This window comes from Gulosibacter hominis, assembly GCF_904842695.1.
GTDB lineage: Bacteria > Actinomycetota > Actinomycetes > Actinomycetales > Microbacteriaceae > Gulosibacter > Gulosibacter hominis.
Genome location: NZ_CAJGWQ010000001.1, coordinates 216045 through 238488, shown reverse-complemented (window position 1 = coordinate 238488; position 22444 = coordinate 216045). Strand labels below are relative to the sequence as shown.

The 22444-nt window shown below is 61.1% G+C and carries 23 protein-coding genes and 1 pseudogene; 14 read left to right on the top strand and 10 right to left on the bottom strand.

Annotated features, from left to right (window positions below):
- The first annotated feature begins 42 nt into the window (after positions 1-42).
- The 5 genes from paaB (at position 43) to JMV54_RS01075 (ending at position 3776) form a co-directional block, all read left to right on the top strand.
- Positions 43-354 carry a 1,2-phenylacetyl-CoA epoxidase subunit PaaB gene (gene paaB / locus JMV54_RS01095; protein WP_201517032.1) on the top strand — a complete coding sequence of 104 codons (312 nt, stop codon included), beginning with the start codon at positions 43-45 and terminating at the stop codon, positions 352-354.
- Positions 351-1181: a 1,2-phenylacetyl-CoA epoxidase subunit PaaC gene (paaC, locus tag JMV54_RS01090; RefSeq protein ID WP_201517031.1), complete on the top strand. Its 831-nt coding sequence runs from the start codon at positions 351-353 to the stop codon at positions 1179-1181. The genes paaB and paaC overlap by 4 nt, the downstream gene beginning before the upstream one ends.
- 8 nt (positions 1182-1189) lie before the next feature.
- Complete coding sequence (gene paaD, locus JMV54_RS01085; protein WP_201517030.1) at positions 1190-1729, top strand: 1,2-phenylacetyl-CoA epoxidase subunit PaaD; 540 nt, start codon at positions 1190-1192, stop codon at positions 1727-1729.
- On the top strand, positions 1729-2916 hold the full coding sequence (gene paaE / locus JMV54_RS01080; protein ID WP_201517029.1) for a 1,2-phenylacetyl-CoA epoxidase subunit PaaE: 1188 nt from the start codon (positions 1729-1731) through the stop codon (positions 2914-2916). Before paaD ends, paaE begins: the two co-directional genes overlap by 1 nt.
- Before the next feature lie 83 nt (positions 2917-2999).
- Positions 3000-3776, top strand: a complete 777-nt coding sequence (locus JMV54_RS01075) for an enoyl-CoA hydratase/isomerase family protein (RefSeq protein ID WP_201517028.1) — start codon at positions 3000-3002, stop codon at positions 3774-3776.
- A 33-nt stretch (positions 3777-3809) separates the two neighbouring features.
- Here the strand turns inward: JMV54_RS01075 and JMV54_RS01070 are convergent, their stop codons facing one another.
- The 6 genes from JMV54_RS01070 to JMV54_RS01045 form a co-directional block, all read right to left on the bottom strand.
- A complete protein-coding gene (locus tag JMV54_RS01070; protein ID WP_201517027.1) occupies positions 3810-5030 on the bottom strand; it encodes an HAD-IA family hydrolase in 1221 nt (406 codons plus the stop codon).
- A gap of 66 nt (positions 5031-5096) precedes the next feature.
- Complete coding sequence (locus JMV54_RS01065) at positions 5097-5612, bottom strand: SRPBCC domain-containing protein (protein WP_201517026.1); 516 nt, start codon at positions 5610-5612, stop codon at positions 5097-5099.
- 86 nt (positions 5613-5698) lie between these two features.
- Entirely contained in the window at positions 5699-7183 is a 1485-nt protein-coding gene (locus JMV54_RS01060; protein WP_230972749.1) for a S1C family serine protease, read from the bottom strand.
- Positions 7184-8069: 886 nt separating this feature from the next.
- Positions 8070-9101 (bottom strand): phosphotransferase, encoded by a 1032-nt coding sequence (locus JMV54_RS01055; protein WP_201517025.1) that lies wholly within the window; start codon positions 9099-9101, stop codon positions 8070-8072.
- Positions 9098-10384 carry an aspartate aminotransferase family protein gene (locus JMV54_RS01050; protein WP_201517024.1) on the bottom strand — a complete coding sequence of 429 codons (1287 nt, stop codon included), beginning with the start codon at positions 10382-10384 and terminating at the stop codon, positions 9098-9100. Before JMV54_RS01050 ends, JMV54_RS01055 begins: the two co-directional genes overlap by 4 nt.
- A 9-nt stretch (positions 10385-10393) precedes the next feature.
- Positions 10394-12373 carry an FAD-dependent monooxygenase gene (locus JMV54_RS01045; protein WP_201517023.1) on the bottom strand — a complete coding sequence of 660 codons (1980 nt, stop codon included), beginning with the start codon at positions 12371-12373 and terminating at the stop codon, positions 10394-10396.
- A gap of 240 nt (positions 12374-12613) precedes the next feature.
- Between JMV54_RS01045 and JMV54_RS01040 the strand changes: the two genes are divergently transcribed.
- The 4 genes from JMV54_RS01040 to JMV54_RS01025 all read left to right on the top strand — a co-directional run bounded on the left by JMV54_RS01040 (position 12614) and on the right by JMV54_RS01025 (position 14792).
- On the top strand, positions 12614-12793 hold the full coding sequence (locus JMV54_RS01040) for a hypothetical protein (protein ID WP_201517022.1): 180 nt from the start codon (positions 12614-12616) through the stop codon (positions 12791-12793).
- Between the two features lie 77 nt (positions 12794-12870).
- Positions 12871-13335, top strand: coding sequence for an SRPBCC family protein (locus tag JMV54_RS01035; protein WP_201517021.1), 465 nt, complete (start codon positions 12871-12873; stop codon positions 13333-13335).
- A 207-nt stretch (positions 13336-13542) separates the two neighbouring features.
- Entirely contained in the window at positions 13543-13860 is a 318-nt protein-coding gene (locus tag JMV54_RS01030) for a hypothetical protein (RefSeq protein WP_201517020.1), read from the top strand.
- A 47-nt stretch (positions 13861-13907) separates the two neighbouring features.
- Positions 13908-14792 (top strand): AbiTii domain-containing protein, encoded by an 885-nt coding sequence (locus tag JMV54_RS01025; protein WP_201517019.1) that lies wholly within the window; start codon positions 13908-13910, stop codon positions 14790-14792.
- A gap of 27 nt (positions 14793-14819) precedes the next feature.
- Here JMV54_RS01025 and JMV54_RS01020 read toward each other — a convergent pair whose 3' ends face one another.
- Complete coding sequence (locus tag JMV54_RS01020) at positions 14820-15932, bottom strand: hypothetical protein (RefSeq protein ID WP_201517018.1); 1113 nt, start codon at positions 15930-15932, stop codon at positions 14820-14822.
- Between the two features lie 167 nt (positions 15933-16099).
- Here JMV54_RS01020 and JMV54_RS01015 point away from each other — a divergent pair, with 167 nt between their 5' ends.
- Positions 16100-16429, top strand: coding sequence for a sulfate permease (locus tag JMV54_RS01015; protein ID WP_201517017.1), 330 nt, complete (start codon positions 16100-16102; stop codon positions 16427-16429).
- Between the two features lie 36 nt (positions 16430-16465).
- Positions 16466-17194: pseudogene (locus JMV54_RS10805) on the top strand (DNA-processing protein DprA); the annotation flags it as partial.
- A 246-nt stretch (positions 17195-17440) separates the two neighbouring features.
- Here JMV54_RS10805 and JMV54_RS10650 read toward each other — a convergent pair.
- Positions 17441-18091 carry a hypothetical protein gene (locus tag JMV54_RS10650; RefSeq protein WP_230972747.1) on the bottom strand — a complete coding sequence of 217 codons (651 nt, stop codon included), beginning with the start codon at positions 18089-18091 and terminating at the stop codon, positions 17441-17443.
- A gap of 75 nt (positions 18092-18166) precedes the next feature.
- Between JMV54_RS10650 and JMV54_RS01005 the strand changes: the two genes are divergently transcribed.
- Positions 18167-18442 carry a hypothetical protein gene (locus JMV54_RS01005; protein WP_201517015.1) on the top strand — a complete coding sequence of 92 codons (276 nt, stop codon included), beginning with the start codon at positions 18167-18169 and terminating at the stop codon, positions 18440-18442.
- A 90-nt stretch (positions 18443-18532) separates the two neighbouring features.
- Here JMV54_RS01005 and JMV54_RS01000 read toward each other — a convergent pair whose 3' ends face one another.
- Positions 18533-19309: an SDR family oxidoreductase gene (locus JMV54_RS01000; RefSeq protein ID WP_201517014.1), complete on the bottom strand. Its 777-nt coding sequence runs from the start codon at positions 19307-19309 to the stop codon at positions 18533-18535.
- Positions 19310-19355: 46 nt separating this feature from the next.
- Between JMV54_RS01000 and JMV54_RS00995 the strand changes: the two genes are divergently transcribed.
- On the top strand, positions 19356-20117 hold the full coding sequence (locus tag JMV54_RS00995; RefSeq protein WP_201517013.1) for a glycerophosphodiester phosphodiesterase family protein: 762 nt from the start codon (positions 19356-19358) through the stop codon (positions 20115-20117).
- A gap of 111 nt (positions 20118-20228) precedes the next feature.
- Positions 20229-20738, top strand: coding sequence for an RNA polymerase-binding protein RbpA (locus JMV54_RS00990; RefSeq protein ID WP_201517012.1), 510 nt, complete (start codon positions 20229-20231; stop codon positions 20736-20738).
- Between the two features lie 61 nt (positions 20739-20799).
- On the opposite strand, the gene lnt is transcribed toward JMV54_RS00990, so the two are convergent.
- Positions 20800-22407 (bottom strand): apolipoprotein N-acyltransferase, encoded by a 1608-nt coding sequence (gene lnt / locus JMV54_RS00985; protein ID WP_201517011.1) that lies wholly within the window; start codon positions 22405-22407, stop codon positions 20800-20802.
- Positions 22408-22444 lie beyond the last annotated feature (37 nt).

Sequence of the window (22444 nt, the reverse complement as noted above, 5' to 3'; positions counted from 1 at the left end):
AACTCAATGGCATTCCGCAACTCAATGGAGAGCAGGATCAATATGACTGAAAAAAGTGTCGCACCCGCAACCGACAACGAGTGGCCACTGTGGGAAGTGTTCGTGCGTTCATCGCGCGGCCTCAGCCACGTGCACGCCGGATCACTTCACGCGCCGGACGCCACCATGGCGCTGCGCAACGCCCGGGATCTCTACACGCGCCGCAACGAAGGGGTCTCGCTGTGGGTAGTGAGAAGCTCGGACATCGCCGCATCCGACCCCGATCACAAAGACGCCTTCTTTGAATCGTCGCAGGGGAAGAACTACCGCCACGCCACCTACTACCAGCAGTCGGAGGGGGTGCCTCACCTGTGAGCCAGGGATTTGACTCAGCCACGCTCATATCGGCGGGCTACGCACTCACCTCGGAAGAGATCCAGCAGCTCGGGGTGAAAGCTAGCGAAGATGTCGCTCAATACGCGCTCCGTCTCGGCGATGATGCGCTCATTCTCGGCCAGCAACTGAGCTGGTGGATTTCACGCGCGCCCGAGCTCGAAGAAGATATTGCGCTCGGTAATGTGGCGCTCGACCTCATCGGTCACGCCAGAGTGCTGCTCACCTACGCTGGCACCGCATGGAGCAAGACCGAAGACGATCTCGCCTACTTCCGTGAGGAAGAAGAGTTTCGCAGTCTCCACCTGGTTGAGCTACCCAATGGCGACTTCGGTCAGACCATCGCGCGCCAGCTCATCTACAGTGCCTACGCCTATGAGCTGTACACGCGTCTTGCCGGTCTCGAGACGGGCGACGAAACGCTGCGGGCGATTGCAGTGAAGGCGGCAAAGGAGCTTGACTACCACTTCGACCACGCCGAACAGTGGTCGCTGCGGCTGGGCATCGGCACCGAAGAAGCCAATCGCAGACTGCAGGCTGGGCTCGACTATTGCTGGCCCTATATCGACGAGCTATTCGAGGATGACGAACTGCACGACCGTCTCGAAGGGGTCGCGGTGCGGCCCTCGACACTGCGCGAACCGGTAATGGCCGGCATCACCGACATCATCGAGCGTGCCGGCCTGCAGGTTCCCGATGTCAAGCAGGCGGTAACCGGCGGTCGCCGCGGTGAACACCGTGAGCACCTCGGCTATCTGCTCGCCGAAATGCAGGTGCTTGCTCGTAAACACCCCGGCGCAACCTGGTAGGCGATCGCATGACCAACGCTGCATCGCATCCTGACGCCACCACCCGGCCCGATGATCCGGAAGCCGGTCGCGCGTGGGACGTTGCCGCCACTGTCTGCGACCCGGAGATTCCGGTGCTGACCATTGCCGATCTCGGTATCCTCCGCGACGCCGTTATTGGCAGCGACGGCACCGTGCAGATTGTGATCACGCCCACCTATTCAGGCTGCCCGGCCATGAACACCATCAAAGCTGATGTTGAACACGCGCTGCATGAAGCCGGTTACCACAGGGCAGAGGTGAGCCTTGTGCTCTCGCCGGCGTGGACTACCGACTGGATGAGCGAATCGGGCAAGCGCAAGCTCGAGGCGTACGGGATCGCGGCACCCACCGGCGCCGCTCCAAGACTTGGCGAACGCGCTCCAACCTCGCTGTCGCTTTCGGTGCGTTGCCCACGCTGCGGGTCGATCGACACCAATCAACTCAGCCGTTTTGGCTCCACCGCTTGCAAGGCGCTCTACCAGTGCGCATCCTGCAAAGAACCCTTCGACTATTTCAAGGTGCACTAGTGACCAACGAACAAGCCAATTTTGAAGCCCAAAAAACCGATGTGATACCGGCGAAACGTCGGGCAACCTTTCACACCCTGAAGGTGAGCGCCGTGCGTCCACTCACCGAAAAGTCGATCGAAGTCTCGTTTGAGATCCCCGCAGACCTGCAGGATGAATACAACTATGTGGCCGGACAGTACGTAGCGCTCCGCGCCAATATTGACGGCCAGGAGGTGCGCCGCAGCTACTCGATCTGTGAGGCACCCACAGCCGGGACGATCAAGGTCGGTATCAAACGTGACCATGGAGGTCTGTTTTCGAACTGGGCGAACGACCATCTGGCCCCGGGATTCGAAATTGACGTGATGAGCCCGCAGGGTGCGTTTATTTCGAAGCACCGACTCACCGATATGAACGATCCCGAGCAGCTTTCGGCCGCTGCCGTGAAATCGGGCAACGCCCATTTCGTGGCCGCCGCCGCTGGCTCGGGCATCACCCCGGTGCTGGCAATCGCAAAGTCGCTGCTGGCGCACGAGGGCACCTTCGTTGACCTCATTTATGCGAACCGCGCCACGGCAGAGGTCATGTTTCTCGAAGACCTCGCCGACCTCAAAGACCGCTATCCGACACGACTGGCCATTCACCACGTGCTGTCGCGCGAGCAACGCCAGGCACCGATCTACTCGGGCCGACTCGACGTAGAAAAACTCAACACGATTTTTGACCGTCTCATTGACGTGCCCAAAGTTGACGAATGGTTCCTGTGTGGCCCGTTCGAACTCGTGCAGCTGATCCGCGACGAGCTCACCAAGCGTGCGGTGCCGACCGACCGGGTTCGATTTGAACTCTTCACCACCGGTGAGCCGGGGGAGGGTCCGAGCGCACAGGCCGGTCGGCCGGTAGAGGTTGACCCGGAGGGCGAAAACTTCGATATTTCGTTTAATCTCGACGGGCTTTCGGGCGAGGTGCAATCACCCAAGGATGCCCGCGAAACCGTGCTTAACGCCGCGTTGCGGGTGCGCCCCGATGTGCCGTTCGCATGTGCCGGTGGCGTGTGCGGCACCTGCCGCGCCAAGGTGGTCGAGGGAACGGTCGACATGGCCGAAAACTATGCGCTTGAAGCTGACGAGCTGGAGCGCGGCTATGTGCTCACCTGTCAATCGCGTCCCACCAGCGACAGGGTCGTGGTCGATTTCGACGCCTAGTGTCGACCGGCCACACCCACCAAGTCGTTGCGCGACCCGACAGTGTGCGGGTTGTTGAACACTCAAAACCGAGGAATGAATACATGATCGATCTGAACTTTGACGAACAAACGGGCCTCGCCGAAGTGGTGCTCAACGCCCCGAAAAAACTTAACGCGCTGGATGCGGACAATTTGCAAGAACTGCACGCAAAGCTTGAAACTGCTGCGGCAGCGGGCGCAAGAGCGCTGCTTTTGCGGGGCGAAGGCCGGGGCTTTTGTGCCGGGCGCGATATCGCCCTGGTTGTTCCGGCCACCGACGATGTTGCGGCCTATCTCGATGGTCATGTGACGGCGGTGATGCGCGCGCTCAGCGAGTTTCCGGCACCCACTTTCGCGGCCGTTCACGGCGCCTGCCTCGGAGTTGGCCTTGGCCTGGCGCTGGCCTGTGATGTTGTGTATGTGGCTGAAAGCGCCAAACTTGGCTCACCGTTTGCCAACCTGGGAGCCACCCTCGATTCGGGCGGGCACTGGCTGTTTACCGAGCGACTGGGCCCGCATCGCACTCTCGATCTGACCTATACCGCCGAGTTTATGAACGGCCGCGAAGCGGTCGAACAGGGCCTGTTTAGTCGCTGGGTCGCTGATGATGAACTGATTGAGTTCACCAGGGAGCGTGCCCTTCGAGCCGCCAGGGGCGCGCAGCTCGCCTTTGCCGCATCCAAAAAACTGGTGCATGAAATTCGTGACCAGCGCATCGGCATGTGGCAATCAATCGCCAATGAAAACACCTCCCAGGCCGAGCTGTGTTCGAGCTCCGACTACGCGGAGGGGTTCGCGGCTTTTCAGCAGAAGCGCCGGCCAAATTTCACCGGCCAATAATTTGCGTTCGGCCTGAGCTGGGCGGATTCTGGTCTAGCGCTCGGTTGCGGTCGGAACCTCGCGCAGGATGCGTGCCGGGTTACCGGCCGCAATCACATTTTCGGGCAGTGAGCGGGTCACCACCGAACCGGCGCCAACAATTGTTCGGGCACCAATGGTGACGCCGCCGAGTACCATGACATTGCCGCCGAGCCAGACGTCATCGCCGATCGTGATGGGCGCGGCGGATTCGATACCCGTTGCACGTTCTGCTGCATCCAGCGGATGCGTTGGCGTGAGTAGCTGCACTCCCGGACCAAACTGGACGCGATCGCCAATGATGATCGGGGCGACGTCGAGGAATATCCCGTCGAAATTCACGAAACAGGCGTCACCGAAGCGAATATTGGTGCCATAGTCACAGTGGAACGGCGGTTGCAGATCAACTCCACCGCTTCGACCCAGCAGCTGCGTCAGTAGCTCCGCGCGCTCGGTGAGCGCATCCGGTGCTGAGCTATTGAACTGCTGGCTGAGCGCACGGGCACGCACGCGAGCAGCCGCAAGTGTTGGCACATCTGCGTAGTAGGGCTCGCCTGCGATCATTTTTGCGTGTGGGGTGTCGAGTGGGATCAGGGGCGCAGCCTCGGTCAGTGATCCGATGCGGTTTACGCGCCTGTCGCTGTCGCCAGCCGCGGCATCGAGTGCGAGATCGCCGGGATGCGTGAGCAGTACTGCCGTGCATCCCGCCGCCTCGGCCGCAGCGATATCGATCATTCGGTCACCGATTGCCAGTGTCTGCGCCGTGTCGAGATCAAAGCGGGTGAGAGCGGCATGAAACATCGCCGGATTGGGTTTGCGCGCGAAGCCGTCCGACACGGTGATCATGCCGTCAATAGCAAGCCCGGTGCCGGCCAAAAGCGCGCTGGCGCTCTCACGGTCGCGATGGGTGACCACGATGTTTTTGCCGCCGGCTGCCTGAACGCGTCGGATCAGACCTGCCGCCGCCGGCATCACCGGGGGAGTGGCACCGTGCTCCCACGAGGCTTTGAGCGCCCGGTAGGCATCTTCAAGCACCGTGGGGGAGATGTCGTATTCTGCTGCCAGCGATGCGATAGTTTCGGCGATCGAGGAGGCGCGCATCCGTTGCGTGAGCCGCTGCTCATCAGGGTCCGCAGTCGCGCTGGACCGAATGGCCTGGCTGAGTGAATTCGCCACACTCGGATAGGTGTCAATGAGCGTGCCGCCCATATCCCAGATGATGTGCCGCAGTGTCATGGTGCTGTCTTCGTTTGCCGCATAAAGCGGAAGGTTGAGGGGAGTGAGCTGAATTCGATCGGGATGCTAGACGAGCGTTTCCTCGTCGATTCCCGGAACCGCTGCGCCGGTCGGGAAACCCTCGTCGACATAGCGCTCGTAGATGGTGTTCCAGTCGAGTTCGGGGGAATCGACCCCGTGCAGGCGTTCGAGCTTCGATACTGCCGCGTGCCAGCTGGCAGCGTTTCGGGCAGCCTCGTTTTCATTTGCCAGTCGCTCAACCACTGCAAACGTTGTTTCTTTGCCATCGCTATTGAGCGTCATCGTGACGTGGCTGTTTTCACCGAAGGTGAAGGCCAGCTCTTCGGGGTCTCGCAGGCTGGTGATTTCGCCGGTGAAGTTTGTGGACGCATCCGAGGTTTTGTCGGTGAAGGTGATGCGCGAGCCGATCTCGGGAGCGAATTCGACCTGAAACGGGAACCATGTGGCAAGGCCCTCGGGTGTGAGCGCCTGTGACCAGAGTTTGCCGGCCGGAATCGGGAACTGGGCCGACAGGCGAACCGCGGGGGAGCCGTCTCGAACTGTCAACTGTGCGTGCGTCATGTGGCTGACACTAGTGGACGAGTCTGATGTTCAGTCGACCAGGAGGTGACATTCTCGTAAGCGCGGTCTGTTACGGCGTTCGCTGTTTACAGGTCGGGAGCGGTGCCAAGCTTCACCTCGAGGTCAACGCGTTTGCCTTTGCGAACCACCTGCATCGTGACCTGTTGATCCACTTTTAGGGTGCGCACAGTGCCGACCAGATGCTGTGAACCGAGTATTTCGTGACCGTCGAGGGTGACGATCACGTCGCCAACCTCGAGGCCGGCGTGTTCGCTAGGCCCGTCTTGCACGACGGTTTTTACTTCAGCACCAAGTCGCTGTTCGCCGTCGACCTGCACCGCACCGTCGACGGTGGCGGTCCCCAAAAAGGCGTGCGAGACTTTACCGTTTTCAATGAGCTGACTCGCGATGTTTTCGGTGAGGGATATCGGGATTGCAAAACCGATGCCGATATTGCCGCTTTGTTTCCCAGAGTCAGCGCCGTTGACACTGGCGATCGCCGAGTTGATGCCGATGAGTGCGCCATTACGGTCGACCAGCGCGCCGCCCGAATTACCGGGGTTGAGTGGCGCGGAGGTTTGGATGGCGTTGGTGATGACCGGTTTGGTGCTGCTACCACCGGTGGCAATTGGTCGGTCGAGGGCTGAAACGATACCGGTGGTGACCGAGCCCGAAAGCCCCAGCGGATTACCGATGGCGGCCACCTCTTGACCCACCACGAGCGAATCCGAATTGCCGTGCTGAATTGGTGTGAGCCCGTCCGGTACCCGCTCAAGCTTGAGCACGGCGATATCGGTGGCAGCATCGCCGCCAACAATCGAGGCAGCGTAAGTGTTATTGCCCACAATCACGACTACGCCGTCGGGTGAGGCGCCATGAATCACGTGATTGTTGGTGACGATGTGGCCCTGGTCGTCCCACACCACGCCCGATCCCTGGCTACCGCGAGATTCACCATCAACGACCTGGATAGCCACTACCGAGGGCTCCACTTTTTGGGCAACGGAGCTCCAGTCACTCGGTGAAGTTGCCGGGGTAGCCTGCTGCGCTTGCTGTGCGGGATGACCCGCGCTGGCGGGCTGTTGACCGACAATCTGGCCAGTGATCAGCGAAGCGAGCGAGCCCGCCACCAGGGCGGTGGCTGCGGCGGTGGCGACAATTGCGGCCCACGGGGTGCGTTGCCGTGACTGGCCCGCATCCTTACTCTGCTGTGTGCCATCGGGTACGCCGAGCTCAGGCAGCGGGGGCAACTGGGGTAGCGGTGCCAGTGGTGATGGATCGACGGATGTATCGGCAGGCGAATGTGGCCTCGAGCCCTGTGAGACTGATTTGATCAGCGGCAGCTCAGGAAGAGCCCGGGGGTTGTCGTCGTCGCGGGGCAGCGGCACGGTGTCGTGGCGCTGAGCATCCACGGTGCTGTTCTCAACTTCCGCGCTATTGATAACTTCGTTCCGGCTGGCTTCCGCAGTGTCGTTGTTTTTTTCGTGCTGTGCGGCAGCCGCGCTGTTAGGAGCGGCCGATTCGGGTTCCGAATTACCGCGTTGGAAGTTGAAGTCGTTCTGTTCGTTCACCCGTCCACCTTGCGACCTGGGCGCTGAAAACAGCCTGAAGCTCAAGCAGTTTTTTGGGTATCACAGCCAACACCCAGCGCATATGCCATCGACACTCAGCCTATGGCGCGCCATTCTTCGTATCGTTGACATACCTCGTTGGGGGGAATCGGGAATCAGAACATCGTGGGGCTGCCAGTCTGGTGGCCCCACGATTTTTTACGTCCGGCCGGTGCAGCGGGGAAGGAGTGGCAGCCTATGCGTTGCAGTGCATCCGCACGTCGAACCGATAGCACCATCATTACCGAATGACATAATGTACATTATCGGATGCCGCTAGTAATACCGAGCGGTGCCGCCAGTATTGCCCAGATCTTTGTGGATGCATGGGCGCTCTCTAAATTGCACAGACATACACAGCTTTCCGAGCGCACCATCCTGATCAATCTTGCAAAGATCGCCGACTCTACAGTGAACCGTCCTTGCTGCGCTCTGCCCCGGATGGTCGACACTGACCTCACGGCGCAGCCTGTTTTGCATTCACCATTGTGGGTGTCGACTCAGCGCGACCTAGTAAGTCGTTGTGCTGCGCTCTGTGCTCACGTGGTCGCCCCTGCAGCGAGCGATCATGGAAAGCCGGTGGCAAAACGCTCACTGCGCAAATATCTCAGCTTGAGCGAGATCTGCGCTCTGGGCGCCATTGCGCTGCACGAGCACCTGCCTGCTTGCTGATCATGGTTGAAGGCTGCACGGTTGCACCAGTGCACAGAGCGCTCGCAAGCACCACTAGAATGACATAATATACACAATTGGGCAATATCATCCTACCTTCTCGGTGCTGCAAAATCCACGTTCGGCTGCGATTGCCACCCAGGCAATCCCTGCAAGCGCTATGCAGTCGGCAGACCTACTGCTGATCTGATTGCAATAGGCCCGCCAACCGCTCGGTGGCGGAGGGAATCCCCTCGGTCAGGAGTAGCTCCAGAGTCGGCCTTGTATGCAGCGAGCGGGCCTGCGCATACCCCTCTCCCCCGGCACTGCCTCGTGCAGCCCAGGTGAGCCAGTTGATTGCCAGCCGCATGGCCGCGGCGGGCAGAATCACCCGGAGTTCGTCGGCACTCAGTGCGCGAAACTCGCGATATCCCTGTACAACCTCAGCCAGCGCGGCTACCGGGTCCGGTAGTCGAAGCATCCCGTATGCCCCAGCAATCGCGAGATCGGCAACAAGCGCAGTCGGGTACGCATCATTGAAGTCGATGGCACCGCTCACTCGGCCGTTCTCGACATCGACCATCACGTTTTGGTCGTGCAAATCCTGATGCACGACACCCTGTGGGAGTCTCGCAAATACCGGTTTGACCTGGGCAAATTCATTCCGAATCGCTTCCAACTCGGTAGCAAAAGCGGCAGCTTCGCCGGTGACCAGCGGCCGGACCGCGTCGAAGGACTCCAGCGCATCCTCAATGAGCCAGTGGTGCCGCGGTGGCATCGTCTCGGGTGCGAAACCCCGATACGCATTCGTCAGCTGCGCGGATGCCTTACCGATTGAGCGCAGCAGTGCCGGAGTAATCTCCGGCACATCACATAGCAGCGTGCCGTCAACCCAGCTGAGCACCCGAATAATCGCCGTCTGGCCGTTATCTGCTGCAAATTCGAGGTGTCTCGAGCCGGTGGCTGTTGGCAGTAGACGCGGCACCGCAAAGTCGAGCGGATGCTGCTCGATGTGCGTTAGCAGCGCCTCCTGCCAAGCCACGGCCGGCGCTGCGGAGCCATCACTGATTTTGACAACCCAATACGCGCCGGCATCGTCAATAAGACGCAGGTTGCGGTCGTACTCGCCCTCGAGCCAGCGCGGATCCCGCACCGTGAGCCTGTAGGCCTTCGCCAATAGTGGTGCCAGCTGATCGATCGAAAGCGCCGGAGCCGCTACGCCGCTCATTGGCGCTGCTCCGAAGCTTCGGCGAGCACGCGGTCAACCGCGGCGACAATTTCGTTGATTTCAATCGACTGGATGCACAGCGGCGGACGAATTTTGAGTGCCTCACCGTTCGGGCCTGTGTGACTCACCAGCACTCCCCCGCGCCGCAGCCCGTTCACGAGAGCCCGAACCTGTGCACCCGCAGCCGCGGGGTTTTCGCCCGTCGGATCAAGATCCACACCGACCATGAGGCCGGCGCCGCGCACTTGCGCAGCAACGCCGTGCTCGGCAAACACACGGTCAAGCCCACTGCGAAGCTGCTCTCCCAGCTGCGTGACGCTATCCGGCGCCGCCATCGACTCGAGGCGACGCAACACAACGCTCGCAGCGGCAACCGGTGCGGCCGTGCCGGCAAAGGTATTGAAATATCTAAACTCGCGGCCGAACCGTTCGAACAGCTCGGCCGGGCCCACCACCCCGGCCATCGGCATCCCGTTCGCCATCGGTTTTCCGAGGGTCACGAGGTCAGGCACGATCCCAGCGTGTTCAAATCCCCACCAGCGTCCGGTGCGGCAAAAACCGGCCTGCACCTCGTCGGCGATTATGAGCCCGCCGTGCTCTTGTACCAGTGCCGCCGCATCCGCAATAAACGTCGCCGGTGCAAAAATACCGTCGCTGGTGAGTGCGGTATCAATCAGCAGCGCAGCCACGCCGTGGCCGCGTGACTCCAGCACCTTGATTGCGTCAGCGACCGACTGCGCAAATTGTGCCGCGCGTTCATCCTCTGCGCCGGCCCGCGGAATCGCGACGGTAACGGCGTAGTCGGCGATGCCAACTCGGCCGACAAAGCTGGGCGAAACTTCCCGCACCGCTGTTGTGGTGCCGTGATACGCGTGCTCGGTAACAATGATGCCCCGCGCCCCGGTAGCGTGGCGCGCGAGCTGCAGAGCGAGATCATTCGCCTCGCTACCAGAACAGGTAAACGCTGCCCGGTCGAGAGGCTCGGGAAAGTGCGCGAGCAGCGCCTCGGCATAGGCCACCACGCCCTCGTCGGCATAACGTGTGTGCGTATTGGCGCGCAGCATCTCGGCCTGCACGGCTTCGGCGACTTCAGCGTCAGAATGGCCGATGCACGGCACATTGTTGTAGGCGTCAAGATATTCGGCACCGGATGCATCCGTGATGCGAATTCCGTTGGCCTGCGCCACGGTCACGGGGTCGTCATAGAAGAGCCGGTAGGTGCCAGCGAGCACGTGTTCGCGACGGGTGAGGATGCTTGGCACGCTTCCGCTCTCGGACATCATTGTTGCTCCCTATTCGGCCGATAGTTTGGTGCGCTCAGGAGTTGAAAGATCCATCTTGGCACGCTCCTGGGTCAGCATATCGCTCCACTCGCCACTGCGATCGAGCAGGAAGCCCCGGAAAAACTCGGCCAGCTCGTCGGTTGCGGTCAGCGGCAGAATGTTTGCCACATACTGGTCGGGACGCACCACGATCACGCATCCGGTATCTGAAATGCCGCGCTCACTATAAAAATCTGCCGGGGTACGCCAAGTGGTGCCCTGCGCAAAACTATTGTTCACGTTCACAAGCCCGAGCGGGCCGCCGGCCGGTTTGAATGCATCCGGTACCTGGGTGAGTTCAATCTCGGTGTAGTCGTGGGGATAAATTGCTTTGACATCAAAGAGCGATTCGGGATCATCCCCCTGGGGCACGTGCGTATTGAGGGGCGAGTGCCGGTCGCTCGACCACCACTGGGCCCAATACGCGAATGGCCCGTCGGCTGAAATATCGGTTCCGGTGCACACATACAGCCGCCAACGCCCGTCAGCCTCGTGCAGGTGCCCGAGATGCTGGGCGGTGCGGTCGCTGAGGCGAATTGCCCGTGCCGATCGAAACCGCTTCCCCACCGGGAACCCGGTGGCCAGATGCTGATACTCATCGGTGCCGGTGATCATCGACGGCTCATACTGGGTCATGAATCCGGCGGGGAATTCAAATGTCGACTGGTAAAAATCTTCCAGCTCGGTGGGGCTCGAAAACTCTTCCGGCTTTTTTGCCATCATCGACGACCACTGCATATCAAAATCGATGAGATTTTGTGCGATCACCTGGCGTTCACCGGTGTAGGTGCGCAGCAACGATGCGGGGCTGCGCCCTTCAAGCACGTGGGCGAGCTTCCACGCCAGATTGAACGCATCCTGCATCGAAACGTTCATTCCCTGGCCCGCCTTGGCCGAGTGCGTGTGACAAGCATCCCCGGCGATGAACACGCGCGGTTCAAGATGCTCACGCTCGGGCGAAATGTCGTCAAAGCGGTCGGTGACGCGATGGCCAACCTCATAAACGCTCCACCAGGCAACCTGCCGCACATCCAGACTGTACGGGTGCAGGATGCTGTTGGCACGCCTAATGATTTCGTCGAGGGGTGTATTGCGCACCTGATGGTTATCGTCTGCGGCAACTTCACCGAGGTCGACATACATGCGGAAGAGGTAGCCGCCCTCGCGCGGGATGTGCAGAATGCTGCCGCCATCATTTGAGGTGATCGCGCATTTGGTGCGGATATCGGGGAAATCGGTGTTGGCAAGCACATCCATAACGCCCCACGCGTGAAAAGCCACCTTTCCCTGGCGCTTCGCACCGATGGCTTTTCGCACTCGCGAGTGGGCTCCGTCAGCACCGAGCACGTATTTTGCTCGCACCTGTCGCCGCTGACCCTCGCGTGGGCCCGCGACATATTCGACATCAACGAGCACCGGGTATTCGGCACCGTCGTCGAAGCTCAGCTCGATAAATTCGACGCCATAGTCGGGGGTCACGCGGCCGGGCCGCTGCCGGGCATATTCGGCGAAGTAGTCGAGCACGCGTGCCTGGTTCACAATCAGATGCGGAAACTCACTGACGTTCGCGGGATCGTCAGGGGTGCGTGCCGCCCGGTGAATATTTTCGGGATGCTCGGGGTCGGGTTTCCAGAAGGCCATCTCGGTGAGATGGAAGGCCTCTTGGATGATGCGGTCGGCGAACCCGAATGCCTGGAATGTTTCGACGCTGCGCGCCTGGATGCCGTCGGCCTGGCCAATTTCGAGTCGTCCGGCGCGGCGCTCAATGATGCGCGTGTTGATATTCGGGAATCGTGATAGCTGCGCGGCAGCGAGCATCCCGGCCGGCCCGGTACCGACGATGAGCACGTCGATCTCATCGGGTAGGTCGCTGGCTCGATCGATGCCACAGCCAGCAGCTGGTTTGACCCGTGGATCATCCGAGTGATAACCGTGATCGTGAAACAGCATGGCGTTCTCCCCTTCATTGCGGATGCCAAACTTCGCCTAGCTACGCCAGATCATATATGGTCCAGTGCACAGACGGCCGATCACGGTCTTGGACTGTCGCCGCGCATAGCCAAATGGGTTTTTGTGCCCCTAAACACCAAAACACGCGCGTCGAACGCACGAACCCGCGGAATCGCGTAGAGTGTTTGCCAGCGCCTTTTGCGCCACAATTTACGGTTCTTGCCAACTAGGGAGTTATTCATGCGCTGGATTCTCACCATCCTGTGCCTGGCAGTATTTGCCGCTGGCCTCTACTGCTTCGGGCTCGCATTCCACGAAGACCAGGGCACTGGCAGCCTGCTGCTCTTCCTTGCCGGTATTGGCCTCAGCTGCCTCGCGTTCTTCCTGCCCTGGCAGGTGTTCGGCCACAGTCGCAAATAACCGCCGCAGGCACTAAGCTGCACCGCCCCCGGCTCGCAATACCGGGGGCGTTTGTTATTTCCGTAACTGGAGCCGTCATGTCTTTCACCCCGACAGCTGATATTTCAACCCGTTTTCCGGTGAGTGCCGATATTGTCTGGGCTGCGCTAACCAAGCACCGCTACACGAGCGAGTGGTGGCCTTCGCTGCAGCTTCCCAAACGCTCAGGAGCGCGCGCATCCTTTCAAACCCCGCGGCCGCGTAAAAAGCGCCCGCGTGTGGCAACCGGCCGGGTTGTACGGGTGACAAAAGGTGAGGAAATTCAGCTCAGCCTCTTGTCGCAGCCACGCGGCGTGCACTCTGACGTGACCATCACCGTGACGCAGCTCGCCCACAAAACCCGCGTTCGGGTGGTCGAGCAGGGATTCGCCGCTGCCGAAGACCCGCTGCGTGTGATCGCCGAAAGTCGGGATGGTTGGCGTGAATTTCTTGGGGCGCTCGGCGAATATTTGGCCGATAACAAAACGGTTGCCCGAATCGAGCGCCGTATCCACGACGCCTGATCCGGGCAACCGCAAAGCAGCGCGTGAGGGTCCCTGAGGCTTCTGTTCACAAACCTTACCCCCGGGCAGAAAGCCCTGATCAAGCGATGGAAGCGTGGCGTCTACCGCACCTCTCAGAGGGGGGGGCGGAGGACCCAATTTGCGACGTTCGTGGGCCGGTCGTGACGGGCAATGCAACTGTTCAAACCTTTCTCACCCCCCGCTCAGGTGAACCAGCTCGTCGACGATTACCTCGGCGGCGCGACGGTCACGGAGCTTGCCGTCACGTACGAGGTGCACCGCGCCACCGTCTCCCGGCACCTCACCGACAACGGCGTCGTGCGGCGCTCGGCCGGGCTCCACGGTTGGGTGGCTGCCGAGGCCGTTCGACTGTTCCGCCAAGGCGAATCGCTTCGAGGGATCTCCCGCTCGATCGGGGCCAGCCGCGACTCGGTGCGGAAGACGCTGGAGCGGTACGACGAAATTCCGAAGTGCGTCTGTCGGGAAGCGCCTCAGGGGCGTCAGGAGCCAGCTCGATTGTCGTAGGTGCCAAGTAGGCTGGGACAGCCCGCTCAGTGCAATAGGAGGACTCAGTGCAGACGCTTCTCGATCAGATCATTGACGGTGCTACGGATGACTCTGTCAGCACAGTCAATCTTCTCCGAAAGGTACAGATCGCGGCTACGCGAGTTGGTGCAGATGACGTTTCGGAGTGGACGAAACGGGAGCTTGCAGGGTACGACGATGAAACGGACCTTCCTGCCTATCGCTCGACGATCACTTCGGTAACAGGTCTATTTACCGGCCCCTTTCAGAGCCAAATCAAGCAGCCGCTCCCGCCGCATCCCGACTTCATTGACCAGTTCACTATTCGGATGCGTCAGCCGCTGGCGGAGTTACAAGCGTTTGCTTCTGGTGACGATGACCCGCAGCTGAATTGGCCTGCGTGGGAAGTCAAGCGCTACGAGGAAGCGGGGATCTTCGGAATTGAGTTTTACGGACTCTTCAGCGCCTGGAACTCCATCCCGCGACAGTCTTTGATGGGGATCATCGACACGATCCGAAACAAGGCGATGGAGTTCGGTCTTGCTCTTCAGACTCAGTTCCCTGAGGCGGGAACTGTCGGTGGACCATCGTTGTCTACGGAGCCTTCCCTGGCTCCGGTTGTGTTCAACACGACAAACAACATCTACGGCAGTGGAAATAGCGTAGCTACAGGGTCGAACATTTCTCAGAAAGCCAAGCTGCTCGGAAATAGAGATGAGTTCCTTCGCCAGGTTACGCAACTTGGCCTCTCTGCTGAAGACGCGGAAGAGTTCGTTGAAATTGTGGCCAGCGAAAAGTCGGTCGAGTCGGAACGGGCACGGGGATTCTTGTCGAAGGTGCGCACAGGAGCCGTAGCACTCGGGCTTTCGATCTCCTCTGAAGTGATTTCCGGTTCATTGATCGAAATCGGCAAGCTTTTCCTGGGACAGTGAACTTTTCACGCTCCGCGGGTGTGTGACTTAGCCGCGGCGTGCCTCGTGCTCCTCATGCACGCGGAGGATCAGACTGCATGCGACCATCAACCCCTGAATCGCATTGCGGCGGTTGTATTGACGCGGGCTCACGGTATGGGCCGTTGCGTTTCGACTAAAAGTGCTCGGTATGCTGTCGCCCTGGTTGACGTGGAACTGCTGGTAGGTAGTCCAGATTGGTGCGAACGCGATGAACTGACGACTACCGAATTCTTCGTAGGCTGCCGTTGTGCGCTTGCCAGCAGGGTGCGGCGTGTACTTCGTCCTCTCGCTACCGAAGTACATGTTGAGGATCGCGTCGATGATGGACCCGGCCAGTGCCTGTGCTGCTTGGTAATACCCAGCGTCCAGAGCATCCAACGCCGCACGCGCCGAATCCCTGAACGCCTTAGTTGCCAAGGACTGACAACTATCGAGCACGACGCGGCAGTCTTCAGAAATCGAGCGCCATCGACGTCCAAGTATCTCGCGTCGTCTGCCGCGACCATCTGCTTCGAGGAGCGCCTGCGCAATCGACGTACGTGGAACTCCATACAGCGGGATTCCATCCGACATGACGATCTCTTCGACAGATTCAAACCGAAGACCATCGATGGGCTGAAGGTTCTCAGGATAGAAACTTCGCTTCAGGTTCGCCAGCGTAGGGGCAAGATGCTTGAGCCAATCAGCTTGTATTGACGCGAACTGCGCAATGGCGCGACTAACGGTGTCTGAGACTCCAAGATCGACGCTATTGAGGATCGACTGTGTGTATGAGCCGAGGAAATCCTGGTTCAGCTTGAGCGCAGACATTGCGCCTTGTGGCATCTTGATGCCTGCGCCCTTGATGAGCGATATAGAATCCGAGTTAGTCTTGAGAATCGAGGCCAACGTCTTTTGTTGCGACTCGAAGATCTTGGCCGTCGAGCCCATGTCTTTGAACAGCGACGCGTTGAGACCTAGATTTGGCATTTTCAGGCCCGAGAGTGCGGAGCCCTTGATGATGCCGATCGAGCGGTTGATCTGTGTCTGAAGCTGGGGCGACACGTGTGCCGAAAAGCCACTCAACTGTGACGACCCTTTACCTTCTGCGCCGCTGTCGTGAGTATCTTCCTCGCCCATGCGGTCAGTGTATCGGCGGCTCTTGCCTCGGTAGAAGTTCAGGCGTAGCTTGGAAGTAGGCGACCTCTACCCGCTACGCCATCACTCGTCGTGATGGCACGACGTGCGGCTCCGGTCGAACGGTCCTTCTACTACCTGTCGCCTCCCGACAGGAGAGGACTGTTCCCATGCTTCGCTTCATTTGGATCGCCAGCCTATACGTCCGCGCGTTCATGCGGCGGCTCATGCCGACGAACATCGTGCTCGACAAGCTCCGCAGCCGCCGCGGCTTGAAGTGGGGCATCCCGGCGATGCTGCTTGCCGTCGTCTATTTCTACCTCGCAGCGCTCATGAGCGTGCTCGTCGAGCACGATGCTTCCAAGTGGCTCTACCCGGTGATGGTCGTGTGCGTCTGGAACGCGTTCAAGTTCCTCCTCTACGGCCCGGTATCGCTGGTGCTTCTGGCGCGCGTGCGTGTGGCTGAACGCCACGCCATCCGAAGGGCGAGTATCGCGTAGCTCGGTGAGACAGCGGACGGAACTCGCTGCGCACCTATGGGGCGAAGACCGATCGTGAAGGAGCCCCCCCCCCCGCTGATGTCTACGCTCACTGATCTCGCCCGTGAGGAACATTCCGCCCGGATGGTGCTCTCCATCGTTGGCACCGCGAACGATGCACCCACGGGCCAGTTGCTCGCCCGGGTCGGGGCCGTTGAGACCGTCGCCCTGATGGACAGCGGTACCGACGTCCCGGGCATGACTCCGGTGCAGGCGGCGCTCTGGCGGGAACATGCACACAACCGTATGGGTGTCGACACCGTCGCCCGGATCATCGCCGAAGTCGAGGCATATCGGTTCATTTCGCCGATTGATGCGGAGTGGCCGAGGCAGTTGGAGGAGCTGGGTAGCCGGACCTCGTACGGGCTCTGGGCGCGAGGCAGCATCGACCTGCTCCGTGTGGAGCCGTATTCGATGGTCACCTTCGATGGAGCGCGGGCGGCGACGAGCTACGGCGAGGAAGTTACCCGGATGCTGACGAGCGACCTGGCCTACGCGAAGTACACCGTCGTCTCCGGCCGCGCGTATGGCATCGAGGGCGCAGCTCACAGCGGCGCAATCTCCTCAGGCGGGAACACGATCGCGGTACTCGCGTCGGGCATCGACCGGCCGTATCCCTCCGGGCACGCGGATCTGTTCGAACGGATCGAATCCGCGGGGCTCATCGTGTCCGAGGTCGCTCCGGGTGGGCAGCCGACGCGGCAGCGGTTCCTCGACCCTGCCCGTGTGCTCGCCGCGTTCTCGGAGACGACCGTGATCGTCGAAGCCGGTGCCCGGCTCGGTGCTGAGCGCGGCGAGCAACGGCACCAACATGCTGCTCCAGCAAGACCGCGCGCACCTGATCGCGCACGCCAGCGACATCGAAGACCTCGCCAGACTCGGAGGCAGTGCAGCACTCACGCAGATCTTCGGCTCTGCACCCGTGCAGCCCGCGCGGCGGGAGAATCAGCCTTCGCGTACGCTCTGACGCTGCTACTTCTGAATGCTCGGGCCGTCGCTAGACGGTCCGAGCATGTCGCGTGTGATCCACTCCGGGTACCAGGTCAGGAACGTCGCCGGGTCGGCTGGGGCGCGGTCGTAGTCGATGCCGCCATCGTCGGAGAAGATGAACCCCTCGGTGAGGCGCGCGAGCGCGACAGCTACGTACCCGGCGAGAAGGCGTGTCTGGAGAGGCTGCGCTGCCTGCATTCGTAAGAACCAGCAGTGCTCCACGTGGGCGGCGTTCTCGAACGGGAACCCGGCCAGAGTCCCGATCTTCGCTGCCCGGTCGGCATAGTCGGCGATCACCGCCGCGTGTGGGACGTCCTCAAACTCGTTGACGTCGTCGTCGAAGTAGAAGTCGAAGGCGTACTCGATCACCGGGAACGAGAGCCACCCGTAGTCGTCGCCGCGAAGGTTCAACGTCTCCGTCTCTTCATCGAACCTGGCCCAGCGCTTCCCGCCGGGCATCTCCATGACCCGCTCAATGTGCGGTCGCAGCTCCACATCCGAGACCTCGCCAATGATCTTCGCCAGGTACGGGGCGGACCGGTGCTCGACTAGCACGGCTTGGACCGCGTCGGCGAGTTCCTTGAACGTTGGCAAGTGCGGCGACGACGGGTACACCTCGATCACAGTCGACATCGTGGTGCTCCTCTCCGGTGTGGCCTGCGGCAAGCCTATGGTGCGATCTCGCTGGAGCTGCTCAAGGAAGAGCAGATGCGGATCGAAGCCAGGCTTGATGACATCAAGGGGAGGCTGTCCGCGCATCACGACGAGTACGCGGCAGCCCGCGAGAACTTGGATGATTGCTTGGCGTTGCTGGCGAACGTCTCGCTGATCTACAGCCGGTGCGACAACCAGAACAGGAGACTGTGCAACCAGGCGTTCTTCCGGAAGATCTTCATCGACGAGGACCGGGAAGTGCGGGTCGAGTACCAGCCGTCATACGAAGCACTCTGCGACATCGAGACCCAGGGCAACGCGCTCAACTGAGCCGAGCAGGCAAAGAAAAAGGACGAGGTTCAAACTTTCTCAAGAGTGGAGACTCTCGTCGAAGGTTTGAACCTCGCCCATATGGGGTCGCTATTCGGCGTTAAAACTCGAAACGTCGCCAACCAGACGCGTATTGTCGGCCGGCACTGGTTCAACGGCAGCCAACGCTACTTCGGCTGCAAACTCGGCGACATTGTAGAGCCGACCGGCGGTTTCACGACGCGCCTCAATGGCGCCCGGCTCGAGCCGGTTCAGCAGGGTTGCGGTGATCGTGCCCTCAATCATGTCGCCCGAAACCACAACGAACTCGATCCCCTGCTCGGCCAGCGACGGGATCATTTCGCGCAGCGCATCCTCACCGGCACGCTTCGACTCGGCCACCGGCACATAGGCGTCCATCGTGGGAGTCGTGCGGATGAAGTGCGCCTGGTGGCTCGTGACAAATACGACTCGGCCGCCGGCACCCATCAGCTCACGGGCAGCGTTGAGCATCCCCACCTGTGCGTCACGGTTAAGCCGGAGTGCGTAGTCGGCTCCCATGTTTTGTTCCATACCGCCCGATGCGTTGAGCACGAGTATGTCGAGACCGCCCAGCCGCGCCTTCACTTCGGCTAGCATCGCTGCCACCGAATCTGTGTCGGTGAGGTCGGCGCCGACGGCGAAGCTGTCGCCGTCATATCCGGCAAATTCAGCAACGAGTTTTTCGGCCCGAGCCGCCTTGTTTCGGTAGTTGATCACCACGCTCGCGCCGGCCTCAGCAAAATAGCGGGCGGTGTCAGCTCCGACACCTCGCGAGGATCCGGTGACAAGTACGCGTTTGCCAGCGACATCGTGGCCGGCAAGAGGGTTGGTCGCATTTGATTCCATAGCGCGAGTCTACCGATCTCTTATCCGCACACGGCACACTGGAAGCGTGCACTATTTTGATCAGCCAACGCCGAGAGTGATCGCTCACCGCGGCGAATCGTCAACGGCCCCCGAAAATACAGCGGCAGCTTTTCACGCGGCACTCGAGGCCGGTGCAGACGTGCTCGAGACCGATGTTCACGTCACCGCCGACAATCGCGCGGTGCTCTGGCACGATCCGGTGCTGGCACGCTGGGATGACACCCCCACAGCGATCAGCTCGCTCACCCTCGCGCAATTGCAGCAACGCCGACGCGGACCGCACCACATTCTCGAGCTTGGCGAGGCACTCGACCTGTTTCCGGGCACGCGCTTCAATATTGACGTCAAAACTCCGACAGCAATCACGGCGACGGCTGGGGCCATTCGCGACGCCGGCGCCAGCGAACGGGTGCTGCTCACTTCTTTTGACCAGCACACTATCGATGCGCTGCGCAAACTGTTGCCGGATGCGTTTTTCGGCACCGGACAGCAGGCAGTGCTACTCGCCGTTATGGCAGTTGCGGCACGTTCGCAGCGGCTGCTGCGCCGGGCGCTAGCGGGTGCGGATGCGGTACAGATTCCGCCCGCGGTGCGTCGGCTGAGTCTTGTGTCACCACGACTTTTGGATGCCTACCTGCAACATGCCCGGGAGGTGCACGTGTGGACGGTCAATGATCGCGAGCTCATGCAGCGTTTGCTTGCGGCGGGCGTAGCGGGCATCATCACCGATGAAACAGCGCTGGCGCGAAAAGTCATTGATCGTGGCGACTCCTTGACCGGCGCGTGAGCAAAACTCACCCGGCATTGAGCGAAAGCCAGGTAGGCTTGGGCGTCGGGTCATTTCGTATCAGCGCGGATTGATCCAAAGCATGACTTGAGGCGGAGAGGAGCCGGAACTATGGCAGACCGCAGTCTTCGTGGAATGCGCCTGGGCGCGCAGAGCCTGCAGAGCGATGAGGGTGTGGTGCTGGTCGACCACCAGCTGCGCACCTATCAGACCGAGAAGGGTGAGCGCTTCATCGTAACCTTCGCGGCCGATGCCGAGGCTCCCGAGGTGTGGGAATCGCCAAAGACCGGAGATGAGGGACGCCTGCTTGACGCCGATGGCGACGAGGTGCCCTACACTCCCCCGGAGCAAAAACCGCAGCGAACCCACTGGGATATGTTGCTCGAGCGCCGCACCAAAGAAGACCTCGAAGAGGTACTGCAGGTGCGCCTCGACTATCTGCGTGAGCGTCGCGGCACCAAGAATCGTGAGCAGCGCGAACCCACCGCTGGTGCTCCGCAGACCACGGGCCGCAGCGGTGAAACCCCCACGCGCGTGATTGATATCGAGGGGCGCCCGCAGGCACAGACCCGCGCCGAAAAAGAAGCCGAAGCCAAGGCGGCTAAGAAAAAGAAAAAGTAGCCAGGTTTAACCAGCGGGCACTGCCGAGCCGACTCCCCTCCCTCGAGGTGGTGTCGGCGGGCTAATGCCGCTCCCGGCGTCGACGAGCGGCTCGTTTATCACCGAGCTCGTGACGCGGTTTGCTCATAATCAGCAGCACCACGCCCGCTCCTCCGATCAGGACTTCGATTGCCGACCCGAACGCAATAGCGGGCGTTACGCCCGTGGTGATTGGCGCATCCACGACAAATATTCCCGGCTGGTACCAATCGAGTGCCGCTAATTCGCTGCCGTCAGGGCCGTAGGCGGCGCTCCATCCCACGGTCGATGCCTGCACGAGCGTGCGGCCCGATTCAACCGCCCGCAGTCGCGCGGTTGCCAGCTGCTGTGCCGACTCGTCGGTGCGGGCAAAATCGGCGTTATTGGTGGGTGCCAAAAGCAGTTCCGCACCGTAGTCGATGGCCTCGCGGGCGAGCCGGTCGTCAACGATGTCATAGCAAATGAACACGCCGTACTGGTGCCCGGCCGCGCTCAGCACATTGGGTCGCGTTCCCGGCGTGTATTCACGCTGAATGAGATTGATGAGGTCCGGTGCAAGCAGTTGGTAAAACTCGCGGTCGGGCACATATTCCCCGAACGGAATTGGATGCGCCTTGTCATACTGCTGGGCGCCGGCTCCTGCCGCGGTCCAAATGAACTGGGTGTTGAAATAGCGGGTTTCGGGGTCGTTCCAATCGCCGGTGCGGGTAACCGTATTCGCCAGGATAGGGGCACCGTACGCCGCCGAAAGTTCGCTCAGCCATGCCGCAGCCCGTGTCGATTCAAATGGGCTGATGTCGACCGACCCCTCCGGCCAGAGGATCACATCCACTTCGGTGTCTTCCGCCAGCTGCGACATTGCCTCGGCGTGCGCGACCATGATTTCGCCCGGATCTGAGGGGATGAAATAGCTCGCGCCGGGGGTATCACCCTGCACCGCCAGCACCCGCACCGTGCCGGTTTGCGGCAGCGGGAACTGCGGGGCGCCGATGATCACGAGCGCCAGTGCCGCCAGCGCGGCACCGCGCGCCGGCCAGCCGAGCGGTGGGCGAACCGGCTTTCCGAACTCGTCGAAGGCGCGGCTCGTTGTCGTCGGCAGCATGAACAGCTCGAGGGCGAACGCACAAAATGCGACCAACACGAATCCCAGCCCCGCAAAGCCGAGCCAAGAAACGAGTTCAACGCTCGGCGCGGCCGATTGCGATTGGGCGATACGCCCCCAGGCGAATCCGCCGTAGGGAACGGTTGCTGAAAGACTTTCGCGAGCGATCCACAGACCAGCGACACCGATGCTTGTCAGCGCAATGTTCCGTCCCTGCCGCCGCCGATACAGCAGCGCGATGAGCGCGTGGCCGGCTGCCCACCACGCCGCCATAAAGGTCGAGAGCGCAATCCACGGTATTGGGCCCAAAAACTCGCTGCTCCATGACACGTGCACGAGAAAAAACACCAGCCCGGTAATGAACCCCAAGCCCGCCGCGCCGGCAGTGGAGCGGCCGCGCACCGACCACAGGCTGAGCATCACTGCCGGTATGACAAGCACCCACAGCGCCCAGCCGGGATAGGACGCCGCCAGTAATTGCGCAGCGGTTGACGCGGCCAGCAGCGCAGCCGGTGTGGTCGCGGTTGGCAGCGTAAATCGTGCAGTCATCGTGGCAAACACAGTACTTCGGCGGTCACGGTATTTC

What these genes read in the sequence shown, in the direction of transcription:
- paaB (WP_201517032.1), top strand. Translation starts at nt 43, where the DNA reads ATGACTGAAAAAAGTGTCGCACCCGCAACCGACAACGAGTGGCCACTG.
- paaD (WP_201517030.1), top strand. Translation starts at nt 1,190, where the DNA reads ATGACCAACGCTGCATCGCATCCTGACGCCACCACCCGGCCCGATGAT.
- JMV54_RS01075 (WP_201517028.1), top strand. Translation starts at nt 3,000, where the DNA reads ATGATCGATCTGAACTTTGACGAACAAACGGGCCTCGCCGAAGTGGTG.
- JMV54_RS01070 (WP_201517027.1), bottom strand. Translation starts at nt 5,030, where the DNA reads ATGACACTGCGGCACATCATCTGGGATATGGGCGGCACGCTCATTGAC.
- JMV54_RS01065 (WP_201517026.1), bottom strand. Translation starts at nt 5,612, where the DNA reads ATGACGCACGCACAGTTGACAGTTCGAGACGGCTCCCCCGCGGTTCGC.
- JMV54_RS01055 (WP_201517025.1), bottom strand. Translation starts at nt 9,101, where the DNA reads ATGAGCGGCGTAGCGGCTCCGGCGCTTTCGATCGATCAGCTGGCACCA.
- JMV54_RS01050 (WP_201517024.1), bottom strand. Translation starts at nt 10,384, where the DNA reads ATGATGTCCGAGAGCGGAAGCGTGCCAAGCATCCTCACCCGTCGCGAA.
- JMV54_RS01045 (WP_201517023.1), bottom strand. Translation starts at nt 12,373, where the DNA reads ATGCTGTTTCACGATCACGGTTATCACTCGGATGATCCACGGGTCAAA.
- JMV54_RS01040 (WP_201517022.1), top strand. Translation starts at nt 12,614, where the DNA reads ATGCGCTGGATTCTCACCATCCTGTGCCTGGCAGTATTTGCCGCTGGC.
- JMV54_RS01035 (WP_201517021.1), top strand. Translation starts at nt 12,871, where the DNA reads ATGTCTTTCACCCCGACAGCTGATATTTCAACCCGTTTTCCGGTGAGT.
- JMV54_RS01020 (WP_201517018.1), bottom strand. Translation starts at nt 15,932, where the DNA reads ATGGGCGAGGAAGATACTCACGACAGCGGCGCAGAAGGTAAAGGGTCG.
- JMV54_RS01015 (WP_201517017.1), top strand. Translation starts at nt 16,100, where the DNA reads ATGCTTCGCTTCATTTGGATCGCCAGCCTATACGTCCGCGCGTTCATG.
- JMV54_RS10650 (WP_230972747.1), bottom strand. Translation starts at nt 18,091, where the DNA reads ATGTCGACTGTGATCGAGGTGTACCCGTCGTCGCCGCACTTGCCAACG.
- JMV54_RS01005 (WP_201517015.1), top strand. Translation starts at nt 18,167, where the DNA reads ATGCGGATCGAAGCCAGGCTTGATGACATCAAGGGGAGGCTGTCCGCG.
- JMV54_RS01000 (WP_201517014.1), bottom strand. Translation starts at nt 19,309, where the DNA reads ATGGAATCAAATGCGACCAACCCTCTTGCCGGCCACGATGTCGCTGGC.
- JMV54_RS00990 (WP_201517012.1), top strand. Translation starts at nt 20,229, where the DNA reads ATGGCAGACCGCAGTCTTCGTGGAATGCGCCTGGGCGCGCAGAGCCTG.
- lnt (WP_201517011.1), bottom strand. Translation starts at nt 22,407, where the DNA reads ATGACTGCACGATTTACGCTGCCAACCGCGACCACACCGGCTGCGCTG.